We start from the raw sequence: 13,399 nt of genomic DNA on the forward strand, positions 1-13,399 counted from the left end.
GATCCAGATTTTTAAAGAGCAAATATCTCAAACGTCACCCGAAGATGAGTTTTGAGATATAGAGGTCGGCGACTTTCACTCACGAACCAGCAAGTGGCGTCCCCTAGGGGATTCGAACCCCTGTTACCGCCGTGAAAGGGCGGTGTCCTGGGCCTCTAGACGAAGGGGACGTGTAAGTCTCAATCGCAAGACGCCTTGCTATTTACTTTTCATCAGACAATCTGTGTGAGCACTACAAAGGCAGGTTCTTTAAGGTAAGGAGGTGATCCAACCGCAGGTTCCCCTACGGTTACCTTGTTACGACTTCACCCCAGTCATGAATCACAAAGTGGTAAGCGCCCTCCCGAAGGTTAAGCTACCTACTTCTTTTGCAACCCACTCCCATGGTGTGACGGGCGGTGTGTACAAGGCCCGGGAACGTATTCACCGTAGCATTCTGATCTACGATTACTAGCGATTCCGACTTCATGGAGTCGAGTTGCAGACTCCAATCCGGACTACGACGCACTTTATGAGGTCCGCTTGCTCTCGCGAGGTCGCTTCTCTTTGTATGCGCCATTGTAGCACGTGTGTAGCCCTACTCGTAAGGGCCATGATGACTTGACGTCATCCCCACCTTCCTCCAGTTTATCACTGGCAGTCTCCTTTGAGTTCCCGGCCTAACCGCTGGCAACAAAGGATAAGGGTTGCGCTCGTTGCGGGACTTAACCCAACATTTCACAACACGAGCTGACGACAGCCATGCAGCACCTGTCTCAGAGTTCCCGAAGGCACCAATCCATCTCTGGAAAGTTCTCTGGATGTCAAGAGTAGGTAAGGTTCTTCGCGTTGCATCGAATTAAACCACATGCTCCACCGCTTGTGCGGGCCCCCGTCAATTCATTTGAGTTTTAACCTTGCGGCCGTACTCCCCAGGCGGTCGACTTAACGCGTTAGCTCCGGAAGCCACGCCTCAAGGGCACAACCTCCAAGTCGACATCGTTTACGGCGTGGACTACCAGGGTATCTAATCCTGTTTGCTCCCCACGCTTTCGCACCTGAGCGTCAGTCTTTGTCCAGGGGGCCGCCTTCGCCACCGGTATTCCTCCAGATCTCTACGCATTTCACCGCTACACCTGGAATTCTACCCCCCTCTACAAGACTCTAGCCTGCCAGTTTCGAATGCAGTTCCCAGGTTGAGCCCGGGGATTTCACATCCGACTTGACAGACCGCCTGCGTGCGCTTTACGCCCAGTAATTCCGATTAACGCTTGCACCCTCCGTATTACCGCGGCTGCTGGCACGGAGTTAGCCGGTGCTTCTTCTGCGGGTAACGTCAATTGCTGTGGTTATTAACCACAACACCTTCCTCCCCGCTGAAAGTACTTTACAACCCGAAGGCCTTCTTCATACACGCGGCATGGCTGCATCAGGCTTGCGCCCATTGTGCAATATTCCCCACTGCTGCCTCCCGTAGGAGTCTGGACCGTGTCTCAGTTCCAGTGTGGCTGGTCATCCTCTCAGACCAGCTAGGGATCGTCGCCTAGGTGAGCCGTTACCCCACCTACTAGCTAATCCCATCTGGGCACATCTGATGGCAAGAGGCCCGAAGGTCCCCCTCTTTGGTCTTGCGACATTATGCGGTATTAGCTACCGTTTCCAGTAGTTATCCCCCTCCATCAGGCAGTTTCCCAGACATTACTCACCCGTCCGCCGCTCGCCGGCAAAGTAGCAAGCTACTTTCCGCTGCCGCTCGACTTGCATGTGTTAGGCCTGCCGCCAGCGTTCAATCTGAGCCATGATCAAACTCTTCAATTTAAGTTTGATGCTCGTGAATTAAACTTCGTAATGAATTACGTATGTTCACTCAGAGACTTGGTATTCATTTTTCGTCTTGCGACGTTAAGAATCCATGTCACTTTGAGTGCCCACACAGATTGTCTGATAAATTGTTAAAGAGCAGTGCCGCTTCGCTTTTCGCAGCGGCGCGGGGTGTGCATATTACGCTTTCCCGCTTCAGAGTCAAGTGATTAATTTCGCTTTTCTCTGCTGACCCGGCGGCGTGTGTGCCGTTGTTCCGTGTCAGTGGAGGCGCATTATAGGGAGTAATTCCGAAGCTGCAAGGATAAAGTGACATTTATTTACTAACCGCTTACTTTCCAGGCAAATCTTACTCCAGACCTCAATTTTCGCCTGGTTTTTAAACAAAAACGAGCCGCAAGCGGCTCGTTTTTGCGTTTTGTGACTTACTGCACTGCCACAATACGATCGTCGTTGGCTTCCAGACGAATAACTTTGCCCGGAATCAACTCTCCGGAGAGGATCTGCTGCGCCAGCGGGTTTTCGATCTGCTGCTGGATAGCACGTTTCAATGGACGCGCACCGTACACTGGATCGTAACCATTCTCGCTCAGCAGCTTCAGGGCCTCGTCGGAGATGTGAATTTCATATCCACGCTCTTCCAGACGTTTGTACAGACGCTGCAGCTGGATCTGCGCAATCGACGCAATGTGTTTCTCACCCAGAGGATGGAATACTACCACTTCATCAATACGGTTGATGAACTCCGGACGGAAGTTATGGCTCACGACACCGAGCACCAGATCCTTCATATGGCTATAGTCCAGTTCACCGAAACGTTCCTGAATCAAATCGGAACCCAGGTTCGAAGTCATGATGACAACCGTATTACGGAAGTCGACCGTTCTCCCCTGTCCGTCGGTCAGACGGCCATCATCCAGCACCTGAAGCAGGATGTTGAACACATCAGGATGCGCTTTTTCCACCTCATCCAGCAGGATGACGGAATAAGGGCGACGGCGAACGGCTTCCGTCAGATATCCCCCTTCTTCATAACCAACGTATCCCGGAGGCGCGCCGACCAGACGTGAGACGGAGTGTTTCTCCATAAACTCGGACATGTCGATACGTACCATCGCATCGTCGCTGTCGAACATAAAGTTAGCCAGCGCTTTACACAGCTCGGTTTTACCGACCCCCGTCGGTCCCAGGAACAGGAACGAACCAATCGGACGGTTTGGATCGGACAGCCCTGCACGACTACGGCGAATAGCGTTCGAAACCGCTTCAACCGCTTCGTTCTGGCCAATCACCCGATTGTGTAGATCTTGCTCCATGCGCAGCAGTTTTTCACGCTCGCCTTCCAGCATGCGCGCCACCGGAATACCGGTCCAGCGAGCAAGCACTTCTGCGATTTCCGCATCCGTTACTTTATTACGTAACAGACGCATCGTTTTCCCTTCTGACTGCGTCGCTATCTCAAGCTGTTTTTCCAGCTCAGGAATTTTGCCGTACTGCAGTTCAGACATCCGCGCCAGATCGCCGACACGGCGAGCCTGCTCAATGGCAATTTTGGCCTGTTCGAGTTCAGCTTTAATGGTCTGAGTGCCGGAAAGGGATGCTTTCTCGGCTTTCCACTCTTCTTCCAGCTCAGAATACTGGCGCTCTTTATCGTCCAGTTCTTCATTGAGCATATCCAGGCGTTTCTTACTGGCTTCATCAGACTCTTTCTTCAGCGCCTGCTGTTCCAGCTTGAGCTGAATGATGCGTCGGTCGAGCCTGTCCAGCTCTTCCGGTTTCGAGTCAATCTGCATACGAATGCTCGAAGCTGCTTCATCAATCAGGTCGATCGCTTTATCCGGCAACTGGCGGTCAGCAATATAACGATGTGAAAGCGTCGCTGCCGCAACGATAGCCGGGTCAGTGATCTGCACGTGGTGGTGCAGTTCATAGCGCTCCTTCAAACCACGCAGGATCGCGATGGTATCTTCAACGCTTGGCTCAGCAACAAACACTTTCTGGAAACGACGTTCCAGAGCAGCATCTTTCTCAAGGTACTGACGGTACTCGTCGAGCGTGGTGGCACCGACGCAGTGAAGTTCACCGCGCGCCAGCGCAGGTTTCAGCATGTTCCCGGCATCCATCGCGCCGTCCGCTTTACCCGCACCGACCATAGTGTGCAGTTCGTCGATAAACAGGATAACGTTCCCTTCCTGCTTCGCCAGGTCGTTAAGCACGCCTTTCAGACGCTCCTCAAACTCACCGCGGTATTTCGCACCGGCCACCAGCGCGCCCATATCCAGCGCCAGTACGCGGCGGCCTTTCAGGCCTTCCGGCACTTCGCCGTTGACGATACGCTGCGCCAGCCCTTCAACGATGGCGGTTTTACCGACACCCGGTTCACCAATCAGCACCGGGTTGTTCTTGGTACGACGCTGCAGTACCTGAATCGTACGGCGAATTTCTTCATCACGGCCGATAACCGGGTCAAGTTTGCCCTGTTCAGCACGCTCGGTCAGATCGACCGTAAATTTCTTCAAAGCCTGACGTTGGTCTTCGGCTCCCTGATCGTTCACGCTTTCACCTCCGCGCATTTTCTCAATCGCCTGAGTCACATTGGCGGTGGTCGCACCGGCAGATTTCAGCAGGTCGGTCAAGGTACCGCGTGATTCAAGCGCCGCCAGAACAAACAGCTCTGACGAAATAAAGTTGTCCCCACGTTTTTGCGCCAGCTTGTCGCAAAGGTTAAGCACGCGCACCAGATCCTGCGACGGCTGAACGTCGCCGCCGGTACCTTCTACCTGCGGTAAACGGCTCAGCGCCTGATCGATGGCGGTGCGTAACTGGCCAGCATTAATGCCAGCGGACGTTAATAAAGGACGTACCGATCCCCCTTCCTGATTCAGCAAGGCGCTCATTAAATGAAGAGGTTCGATAAACTGGTTGTCGTGCCCCAGTGCGAGGGACTGGGCATCGGCGAGAGCAAGCTGGAATTTATTAGTAAGACGATCCAGACGCATAACTCCTCCCATAACAGGTCAAATTTGCTACTGGAGATTAAATGAGGTCATCCCTCAATTATTCAAGGTTAATGACCTGAATTATGTGAAAAGAAAACGGCACGTACCGGATCGTCTTGATTCTTTAGGTTATATCAGCCAAATGAAACTTGCCATACGCCCCGTGGTCTTGTCGCGACGATAGGAGAAAAAATCACCCTTTTCGGTGAATGTGCAGCGATCGCCGCCGAAGATCTGCATCACGCCAACGTTATTCAGACGCTGACGGGCGAGCTGGTAAATATCGGCCAGATATTTATCCCCCGAAGGCAGGAAGGCTTCAACCGCTTGCGGATCTTTTTCCATAAAGGCTTCGCGAACCTCTGGCCCCACTTCGAAAGCGCGAGGACCAATGGCCGGGCCAAGCCAGGCCATAATATTGGCTGGCTCATCGCTAAAGCAGGCGACAGTTTCTTCGAGCACGCCTTCACACAGACCACGCCAGCCCGCGTGTGCTGCAGCCACCTCGGTACCTGCACGGTTACAGAACAGAACCGGCAGACAATCGGCGGTCATCACGGCACAAACGGTTCCCGGAGTATTACTGTAAGAGGCATCAGCGCGTTTAGAAGCATAGGGTTCTCCCGTCAACTTCAGCACTGCGTTACCATGAACCTGTTCCAGCCAGACCGGTTTCGACGGCAAGTTCCCCGCAGCAAACAGACGTCGGCGGTTCTCTTCAACATGTTCCAGGTTGTCGCCACAGTGCGCACCGAGGTTCAAAGACTCCCACGCGCCCTGGCTAACACCGCCAATACGGGTTGAACTGCAGGCGGCCACGCCTGCAGGCAATGGCCACTCCGGGACAATCAGTTTGGTCATAACCAGTCCACTTGATCCTTATGTTCTTCGAAATCAGCACGCATGGCGTCAATAAGGTCCACCATATCCTGCGGGATAGGCGCATGCCATTCCATCTGAATACCGGTGATAGGGTGGTAAAGACGCAGCATAGTCGCGTGCAGCGCCTGGCGATCGAATTTACGCAATACGCTGATGAACTCATCCGATGCGCCTTTAGGTGGACGCGGACGACCACCGTATACCTGATCCCCGACCAGCGGATGGGTAATGTGGGCCATATGCACGCGGATCTGGTGAGTACGTCCGGTTTCCAGACGCAGACGCAGGCGCGTATGAATACGGAAGTGCTCCATAATGCGATAGTGCGTCACCGCCGGTTTACCCATCGGATGCACCGACATATGGGTACGTTTGGTTGGGTGACGGCTGATTGGCTCTTCCACCGTTCCGCCAGAGGTCATATGCCCAATGGCTACCGCTTCATACTCGCGGGTGATTTCGCGCAGCTGCAGCGATTCCACCAGACGGGTTTGAGCAGGAACGGTCTTCGCCACCACCATCAAACCGGTGGTGTCTTTATCCAGACGGTGCACGATGCCCGCGCGCGGGACATCCGCGATCGGCGGATAATAATGGAGAAGTGCGTTAAGTACCGTACCGTCAGGGTTCCCCGCGCCCGGATGAACAACCAGGTCGCGCGGCTTGTTGATCACCAGAATGTCATCATCTTCATAGACGATGTCCAGTGGGATATCCTGCGGCTCGAAGCGGATTTCCTCTTCAATTTCAGCATTGATGGCGACAGCTTCCCCACCTAACACTTTCTCTTTTGGTTTGTCCCAGATCTTGCCGTTTACCAGCACGCGCTGGTCAAGGATCCATTCTTTTATGCGTGAACGCGAATAATCAGGGAACAATTCGGCCAAAGCCTGATCTAAGCGTTGACCGAGCTGATTTTCGGAGACTGTTGCGGTGAGTTCTACTCGTTGTGCCATAAACTGCTTCTTCGTTTAACGTTGGGTTTTACGGCTTTGCCGTTTAATATAGTGTGCTATTGTAGCTGGTCTTAATCGGGAGCAGGAACAGAGTTTCTCCCGGACAAACATTTGAGGAAAGTCAAAACGTCATGACGCGCATGAAATATCTGGTGGCAGCGGCCACGTTGAGCCTGGCTTTGGTGGGCTGCTCCGGTTCAAATGAACAGGTCCCTGACAATCCGCCGAATGAAATCTATGCGACTGCACAACAAAAGTTGCAGGACGGTAACTGGAAACAGGCGATAACGCAACTGGAAGCGTTGGATAATCGCTATCCATTTGGTCCATATTCGCAGCAGGTACAGTTAGATCTCATCTACGCATACTATAAAAATGCCGACCTGCCGCTGGCTCAGGCAACTATCGATCGTTTCATGCGTCTGAACCCGACTCATCCTAACATCGACTATGTGATGTACATGCGCGGCCTCACCAACATGGCGCTGGACGACAGTGCGCTGCAGGGCTTCTTCGGCGTGGATCGTTCTGACCGTGACCCGCAGCATGCGCGTGATGCCTTCAATGACTTCTCCAAGCTGGTGCGCGGCTATCCGAACAGTCAGTACGTGACCGACGCGACCAAACGTCTGGTGTTCCTGAAAGATCGTCTGGCGAAATATGAATACTCCGTAGCGGAATACTATACCCGTCGTGGCGCATGGGTTGCCGTGGTTAACCGCGTAGAAGGTATGCTGCGTGATTATCCGGATACTCAGGCAACGCGCGACGGCCTGAAGCTGATGGAAAATGCTTACCGTCAGATGCAGATGACCGCTCAGGCTGAAAAAGTGGCGAAAATCATCGCCGCGAACAGCAGCAATACCTGATATTGCCTCAATGCAAAACGGCAGCCCGAAGGCTGCCGTTTTTTTATTCATTTTAGCGCGTCGCTGAAGCGCTTAAGCCTCAACACATCCATTCAACTATGGCCCCAATTTTTGCCTTCGACAAGGTAAATCTCACCTCTTCCTGCCCTGCCTCACAAAAAAGATTCCCTGACAAAAACCGACAAAATAACGTGATCTAAATCACACATTTTGACATTAGGTCGGGTATGCTGGAATCACCAAGACGGAAAGACAAGAGGTAAAATTTATGACAATGAACATTACCAGTAAACAAATGGAAATTACTCCGGCAATCCGCCAGCACGTCGCAGACCGTCTCGCCAAACTGGATAAATGGCAAACTCATTTGATTAATCCACATATCATCCTGTCCAAGGAGCCGCAGGGTTTCATCGCTGACGCAACTATCAATACTCCAAACGGCCATCTGGTCGCCAGCGCAAAACATGAGGATATGTACACAGCAATTAACGATTTGATCAACAAGCTGGAACGGCAGCTCAATAAAGTGCAACACAAAGGTGAAGCCCGTCGCGCCGCAACATCGGTGAAAGACGCCAGCTTCGCGGAAGAAGTTGAAGAAGAGTAATCCTTTAAATTGAGTGTACCGCCAACGCGCCTTCGGGCGCGTTTTTTGTTTTTTATTGACAGGGTGAAAACAGTACGGGTACTTTAACGGTATCAATCACAGGATGACTTTATGAAACTTACGCCGTTCTTCTTCGCATTCTTTTTTACCTTCCCCTGAACGGGAGGCGTTTCGTCGTGTGATAAAGAATGCGAAGACGAACAACAAGGCCTCCCACACCGGGGGGCCTTTTTTATTGATAACGATAAAATGAGACAGGCAACACTATGACACCGGAAAACCCGTTACTGGATCTGCGAGTAAAAATCAGCGCGCTGGATGAGAAACTGCTGGCGCTGCTGGCCGAACGCCGCGCGCTTGCCGTTGAAGTGGGCAAAGCCAAGCTGGACTCCCATCGCCCGGTCCGTGATATCGACCGCGAGCGCGATCTGCTGGAACGTCTCATTCAGCTCGGCAAAGCGCATCACCTCGATGCCCACTACATTACCCGGTTGTTCCAGCTCATCATCGAAGACTCCGTTCTCACTCAGCAAGCGCTGCTCCAGCAGCATCTGAACAAAACCAATCCACACTCTGCGCGTATCGCCTTCCTCGGTCCGAAGGGATCTTATTCTCACCTGGCCGCACGTCAGTATGCCGCACGCCATTTCGAAGAATTTATTGAGAGCGGCTGCGCGAAGTTTGCCGACATTTTTAATCAGGTTGAGACCGGCCAGGCGGATTACGCCGTCGTACCTATTGAAAACACCAGCTCCGGCGCCATCAACGACGTTTACGATTTGCTGCAACACACCAGCCTGTCGCTGGTTGGCGAGCTGACGATCCCTATCGATCACTGCGTGCTGGTCTCTGGCTCAACCGACCTGAGCAAGATCGAAACGGTTTACAGTCATCCACAGCCGTTCCAGCAGTGCAGCCAGTTCCTGAACCGCTATCCGAGCTGGAAAATTGAGTACACCGAAAGCACCTCGGCGGCGATGGAAAAAGTGGCGCAGGCTAACACCCCAACCGTCGCCGCGCTCGGCAGCGAAGCAGGCGGGGCGCTGTATGGTTTACAGGTGCTGGAACGCAACCTGGCGAACCAGACGCAAAATATCACCCGCTTCGTGGTGCTGGCACGCAAGGCAATCAATGTGTCAGACCAGGTGCCGGCCAAAACCACGCTGCTGATGGCGACCGGCCAACAGGCCGGGGCGCTGGTTGAAGCCCTGCTGGTGCTGCGTAACCACAACCTGATCATGACCAGGCTGGAATCACGCCCAATCCACGGTAACCCGTGGGAAGAGATGTTCTACCTCGATATCCAGGCCAACCTGGAATCTGCTTCCATGCAGAAGGCCCTGCGCGAACTGGGCGAGATCACGCGTTCCATGAAGGTGCTGGGCTGCTATCCCAGCGAAAACGTCGTCCCGGTTGACCCGGCTTAACGCTCGATAAACCGGCTTTTCTTCATCCCTGCCACGTTCACCGGCAGGGTGAAGATAGCGCCGGAGAGCGGATACTTCGCCACCTCGTCCGCATCCATATTTTCCCGCGTGGTGGTAATAAACAGCGTTTTCATGTCATCGCCGCCAAAGCAGACCATCGTCGGGCAACGCACCGGCATGCGATATTCTTCCAGCTGCTCCCCTTGCGGAGAAAAACGCGCAATACGCCAGCCGTCAAATAGCGCGCTCCAGTAGCAGCCTTCCACATCCATTGCCGCGCCGTCCGGTATCCCTTCGCCCTCTTTAAACTGACGAAACACCTCGCGCCTGCCGGGTTCGCCCTTCTCATCAAGCGGCGTTCGGTAAATAACGCCGTTTGGCGTATCTGAAGTAAACATCCATTGATTATCAGGGCTAAACGCTAAGCCGTTGTGCCCGTGAATATCGCACTGGATCACTTTCGGCGTCAGGTCGTTGTCGATGCGCATCAGCAGGGCACCGTTGTAATCTCCCGGCCCCCAAAACGTGCCCGCGTAGAATCGTCCCAGAGAATCGGTGCCGCCGTCGTTAAAGCGTGCGAGCTGCGGGTTAGAGGGGTTATCGCACACCTTGCGGCGCAGCAGGCCGTGTTTATCGGTCAGCCAGATACCCGTTCGCATCGCAACGATAAAACCACCCTGCTCGCGCAGCGCGAAACAGCCCACCTCCTCATGGAAAGAGAGTACGGTGTGTTCTGCCGTCGGCAGATGGTAGCGGTGGATCTCCCCTTCCAGAATATCGGCCCAGTAGAGCGCGCGCTCTTCTGCGCTCCACGTCGGGCACTCAGGCAGATGCCCGGTGTAATTCAATAGCAGCTGCGGTTCGGCCATGACAGTTCCCCAAAATAAAAAAAGCCAGCATTGCTGGCTTTCAGTATATACATCATCGCATTACTGGCGACTGTCATTTGCCTGGCGCAACAGCGTCCGGCTCTCACTCTGGAAACGCTGCGCGTAATCGCCAAACCAGTGCTCAACCTTGCGGAAACTGTCGATAAACGCCTGCTTGTCTCCGTGCTCCAGCAGCGTAATGGCTTCGCCAAAGCGCTGATAGTAGCGCTTGATGAGCGCCAGATTGTTCTCGGAGGACATAATAATGTCCGCGTAAAGCTGCGGATCCTGAGCAAACAGACGCCCGACCATCGCCAGCTCCAGACGATAGATAGGTGAAGAGAGCGCCAGCAGCTGTTCAAGCTGCACGTTCTCTTCCGCCAGATGCAGACCGTAGGCAAACGTCGCAAAGTGGCGCAGCGCCTGAATGAACGCCATGTTCTGATCGTGCTCGACCGCGCTGATGCGGTGCAGTCGCGCGCCCCATACCTGAATCTGTTCCAGGAACCACTGATAGGCTTCCGGCTGACGACCGTCGCAGTAAACCACCACCTGCTTAGCCAGGCTGCCGCTGTCCGGGCCAAACATCGGGTGCAGACCCAGCACCGGGCCCGTATGCGCAGCCAGCATCGCCTGCAGCGGACCATTTTTGACGGAGGCCAAATCCACCAGGATACAATCTTTCGGTAAAGCAGGAAGCTTCCCGATGATCTGCTCCGTCACGTGGATCGGCACGCTGACGATAACCATCCCGGCATCTTTCATGAGTTCCGGAGCATGCGCCCAGTCCTCTTTTTCCAGAATGCGCACCTGATAGCCCGAAAGCGTCAGCATTTTTTCAAACAGACGCCCCATCTGTCCTGCCCCGCCGACAATCACCACCGGCCTCAGGGACGGACAGAGGGTTTTGAAGCCCTTGTCGTTTTCGCTGGAATAGGATTCCCGCATCACGCGACGCAGAACATCTTCAATTAAATCCGGCGAAACGCCCAGCGCCTGGGCCTCTTTGCGACGAGAAGCCAGCATTGAGGCTTCGCGCTCCGGAACGTAAATTGGCAGGCCGTATTTGCTTTTCACCTCACCGACTTCGGCAACCAGCGCCATGCGGCGCGCCAGCAGGTCCAGCAGCGCCTTATCCACTTCATCAATTTGATCGCGCAGTGCGGTCAATTCAGCAACCATAACTAACCTCTTAAGCCAGACGCGTCGCCAGCTGGCCTTTCAAATCTTTGTGGATCTCACGCAGCAGCGCATCGGTGGTTTCCCAGCTGATGCAGGCATCCGTCACGGAGACGCCGTGCTTCATTGCACTGCGCGGTTGTTCCGATGACTGATTGCCTTCATGAATATTGCTCTCAATCATCAGACCGATAATCGAACGGTTGCCATCTTTGATCTGTGCGACCACGGATTCCGCAACCGCAGGCTGGCGACGGTAATCTTTATTTGAATTACCATGACTGCAATCTACCATCAGTGCCGGGCGCAGTCCCGCCTGCTCCATCTCTTTTTCACACTGCGCCACGTCCGCCGGGCTGTAGTTAGGTGCTTTCCCGCCGCGCAGGATCACATGGCCGTCCGGGTTACCCTGCGTTTGCAGGAGGCAGACCTGGCCCGCCTGGTTGATACCGACGAAACGGTGCGGCATCGCAGCAGCGCGCATGGCGTTGATCGCCGTCGCCAGGCTGCCATCGGTACCGTTTTTAAAGCCAACCGGCATTGACAGGCCAGACGCCATCTCGCGGTGGGTTTGCGATTCCGTGGTACGCGCGCCAATCGCCGACCAGCTGAACAGATCGCCCAGGTACTGCGGGCTGTTCGGGTCCAGCGCTTCGGTTGCCAGCGGCAGCCCCATGCTGACCAGCTCCACCAGCAGGCGACGCGCAATCTTCAGGCCTGCTTCCACATCAAACGAGCCATCCATGTGCGGATCGTTAATCAACCCTTTCCAGCCGACGGTCGTACGTGGCTTCTCAAAATAGACGCGCATCACCAGATAGAGGCTATCGCTGACCTCCTCCGCTAACGCTTTAAATCGACGAGCATATTCAATGGCGGTTTCAGGATCGTGAATGGAGCAAGGACCGCATACCACCAGCAGGCGCGGATCGCGGCCGGCGATAATGTCAGAAATGGTCTGGCGAGAGTGCTCGATCTGAGCCTCCTGCGCGACGCTCAGCGGAAATTCCGCTTTCAGTTGATCCGGAGTGATTAACACCTGTTCGTCAGTGATATGTACGTTGTTCAGCGCGTCTTTTTGCATGATGGCGATCCTGTAAAGCTCGTTTGCGATAGTTGTATTCCTCAATGAGGTGAAACCACGATACCATAAAAAGTAAACATTTCAATCCAAAATACGTACACATTAGTTTACACAAGCCAATTTATTGCAAAAATCAGCCGATAAAAATGTAAACTTTAAATTACAGACAGATTTTCTTTAGCCAGGCTATGCTGAAGAAAAAAGGAGAATGGCTATGCGTTCAATTGCTCTCGCGCTGTTGTCGCTGTTTTTAACGGGCTGTCAGATCAATCCTTACACCTTCCAGCCAGACTGGACCAGCCCATCCTGGTTTGATGCAGGTAAAGAAGACGCCATGAATGGCCTGCCGGTTAAAGATAACCAGACCCTGGCCGATAGCTTTAACGACACACACGTTGATCGTAGTGAATATCTTCGCGGCTATGCTGATGGTCAGAAGAAAGTCTGCGAAGAAGGGTTTATTCACGCCTGGGGATTAGCAGGCAAATCTTTCCCTGCCAGTTGCGATACAGCCGAAAACGCGGCAAAACTGCGTGCGTCATGGCAGCAAGGGATGGATGAAAGTATGCGCTCCAGCAGACTGAATTAATCTATTTTTATCCACCGGAAAATAAACAACAGTAGGATTTAGCTTAGGTCGGCCTCATGCTATTTCTGACATAATGACGGCCCTGATAAACAATGGTATTCTGCCCGCAACTCTTAAGGACATCTATTTCCAGAG

At 53.6% G+C, this 13,399-nt stretch carries 11 protein-coding genes, 1 tRNA gene, 1 rRNA gene and 1 other annotated feature; of the genes, 5 read left to right on the plus strand and 8 right to left on the minus strand.

The genetic code is table 11. The features are described from left to right. Positions 1–94: 94 nt before the first annotated feature. From NWV12_RS16690 to rluD, 5 genes are all read right to left on the minus strand, one after another. Positions 95–170: transfer RNA gene (locus tag NWV12_RS16690), tRNA-Glu, on the minus strand. A gap of 85 nt (positions 171–255) precedes the next feature. After that, positions 256–1,797 (minus strand): 16S ribosomal RNA (locus NWV12_RS16695). 428 nt (positions 1,798–2,225) lie between these two features. Then, the gene (gene clpB / locus NWV12_RS16700) at positions 2,226–4,799 is read right to left on the minus strand and encodes an ATP-dependent chaperone ClpB (protein ID WP_048979763.1); all 2,574 of its coding nucleotides are present in this window, start codon (positions 4,797–4,799) and stop codon (positions 2,226–2,228) included. Positions 4,800–4,928: 129 nt separating this feature from the next. After that, the gene (yfiH, locus tag NWV12_RS16705; RefSeq protein WP_039263469.1) at positions 4,929–5,660 is read right to left on the minus strand and encodes a purine nucleoside phosphorylase YfiH; all 732 of its coding nucleotides are present in this window, start codon (positions 5,658–5,660) and stop codon (positions 4,929–4,931) included. After that, on the minus strand, positions 5,657–6,637 hold the full coding sequence (rluD, locus tag NWV12_RS16710) for a 23S rRNA pseudouridine(1911/1915/1917) synthase RluD (RefSeq protein ID WP_023308866.1): 981 nt from the start codon (positions 6,635–6,637) through the stop codon (positions 5,657–5,659). Before rluD ends, yfiH begins: the two co-directional genes overlap by 4 nt. 131 nt (positions 6,638–6,768) lie before the next feature. Here rluD and bamD point away from each other — a divergent pair, with 131 nt between their 5' ends. The 4 genes from bamD (at position 6,769) to pheA (ending at position 9,543) form a co-directional block, all read left to right on the plus strand. After that, positions 6,769–7,506, plus strand: a complete 738-nt coding sequence (gene bamD, locus NWV12_RS16715) for an outer membrane protein assembly factor BamD (RefSeq protein WP_023308867.1) — start codon at positions 6,769–6,771, stop codon at positions 7,504–7,506. 268 nt (positions 7,507–7,774) lie between these two features. Then, on the plus strand, positions 7,775–8,116 hold the full coding sequence (raiA, locus tag NWV12_RS16720) for a ribosome-associated translation inhibitor RaiA (protein WP_003863162.1): 342 nt from the start codon (positions 7,775–7,777) through the stop codon (positions 8,114–8,116). A 110-nt stretch (positions 8,117–8,226) separates the two neighbouring features. Then, positions 8,227–8,352: a sequence feature (Phe leader region), on the plus strand. Beyond that, entirely contained in the window at positions 8,228–8,275 is a 48-nt protein-coding gene (pheL, locus tag NWV12_RS16725; protein ID WP_100249759.1) for a pheA operon leader peptide PheL, read from the plus strand. It overlaps the preceding feature by 48 nt. Before the next feature lie 30 nt (positions 8,353–8,382). After that, positions 8,383–9,543, plus strand: coding sequence for a bifunctional chorismate mutase/prephenate dehydratase (gene pheA, locus NWV12_RS16730; RefSeq protein WP_048979764.1), 1,161 nt, complete (start codon positions 8,383–8,385; stop codon positions 9,541–9,543). On the opposite strand, the gene NWV12_RS16735 is transcribed toward pheA, so the two are convergent. Genes NWV12_RS16735 through aroF form a run of 3 tightly spaced genes read right to left on the minus strand, consistent with a single transcriptional unit; the run spans position 9,540 to position 12,675 of the window. After that, positions 9,540–10,412, minus strand: a complete 873-nt coding sequence (locus NWV12_RS16735; RefSeq protein WP_048979766.1) for an SMP-30/gluconolactonase/LRE family protein — start codon at positions 10,410–10,412, stop codon at positions 9,540–9,542. The genes pheA and NWV12_RS16735 overlap by 4 nt on opposite strands. A 60-nt stretch (positions 10,413–10,472) precedes the next feature. Continuing rightward, a complete protein-coding gene (gene tyrA / locus NWV12_RS16740) occupies positions 10,473–11,594 on the minus strand; it encodes a bifunctional chorismate mutase/prephenate dehydrogenase (RefSeq protein ID WP_033146250.1) in 1,122 nt (373 codons plus the stop codon). A gap of 10 nt (positions 11,595–11,604) precedes the next feature. Beyond that, positions 11,605–12,675 (minus strand): 3-deoxy-7-phosphoheptulonate synthase AroF, encoded by a 1,071-nt coding sequence (gene aroF, locus NWV12_RS16745; protein WP_033146251.1) that lies wholly within the window; start codon positions 12,673–12,675, stop codon positions 11,605–11,607. A 214-nt stretch (positions 12,676–12,889) separates the two neighbouring features. Between aroF and NWV12_RS16750 the strand changes: the two genes are divergently transcribed. Further along, positions 12,890–13,264, plus strand: coding sequence for a DUF2799 domain-containing protein (locus NWV12_RS16750; protein ID WP_047059300.1), 375 nt, complete (start codon positions 12,890–12,892; stop codon positions 13,262–13,264). Positions 13,265–13,399 lie beyond the last annotated feature (135 nt).

Source organism: Enterobacter sp. Crenshaw (assembly GCF_024734705.1).
GTDB classification, from domain to species: domain Bacteria; phylum Pseudomonadota; class Gammaproteobacteria; order Enterobacterales; family Enterobacteriaceae; genus Enterobacter; species Enterobacter asburiae_B.

Coding starts and splice junctions, on each gene's coding strand:
- clpB (WP_048979763.1), bottom strand. CDS start 4,799: ATGCGTCTGGATCGTCTTACTAATAAATTCCAGCTTGCTCTCGCCGAT.
- yfiH (WP_039263469.1), bottom strand. CDS start 5,660: ATGACCAAACTGATTGTCCCGGAGTGGCCATTGCCTGCAGGCGTGGCC.
- rluD (WP_023308866.1), bottom strand. CDS start 6,637: ATGGCACAACGAGTAGAACTCACCGCAACAGTCTCCGAAAATCAGCTC.
- bamD (WP_023308867.1), top strand. CDS start 6,769: ATGACGCGCATGAAATATCTGGTGGCAGCGGCCACGTTGAGCCTGGCT.
- raiA (WP_003863162.1), top strand. CDS start 7,775: ATGACAATGAACATTACCAGTAAACAAATGGAAATTACTCCGGCAATC.
- pheA (WP_048979764.1), top strand. CDS start 8,383: ATGACACCGGAAAACCCGTTACTGGATCTGCGAGTAAAAATCAGCGCG.
- NWV12_RS16735 (WP_048979766.1), bottom strand. CDS start 10,412: ATGGCCGAACCGCAGCTGCTATTGAATTACACCGGGCATCTGCCTGAG.
- tyrA (WP_033146250.1), bottom strand. CDS start 11,594: ATGGTTGCTGAATTGACCGCACTGCGCGATCAAATTGATGAAGTGGAT.
- aroF (WP_033146251.1), bottom strand. CDS start 12,675: ATGCAAAAAGACGCGCTGAACAACGTACATATCACTGACGAACAGGTG.
- NWV12_RS16750 (WP_047059300.1), top strand. CDS start 12,890: ATGCGTTCAATTGCTCTCGCGCTGTTGTCGCTGTTTTTAACGGGCTGT.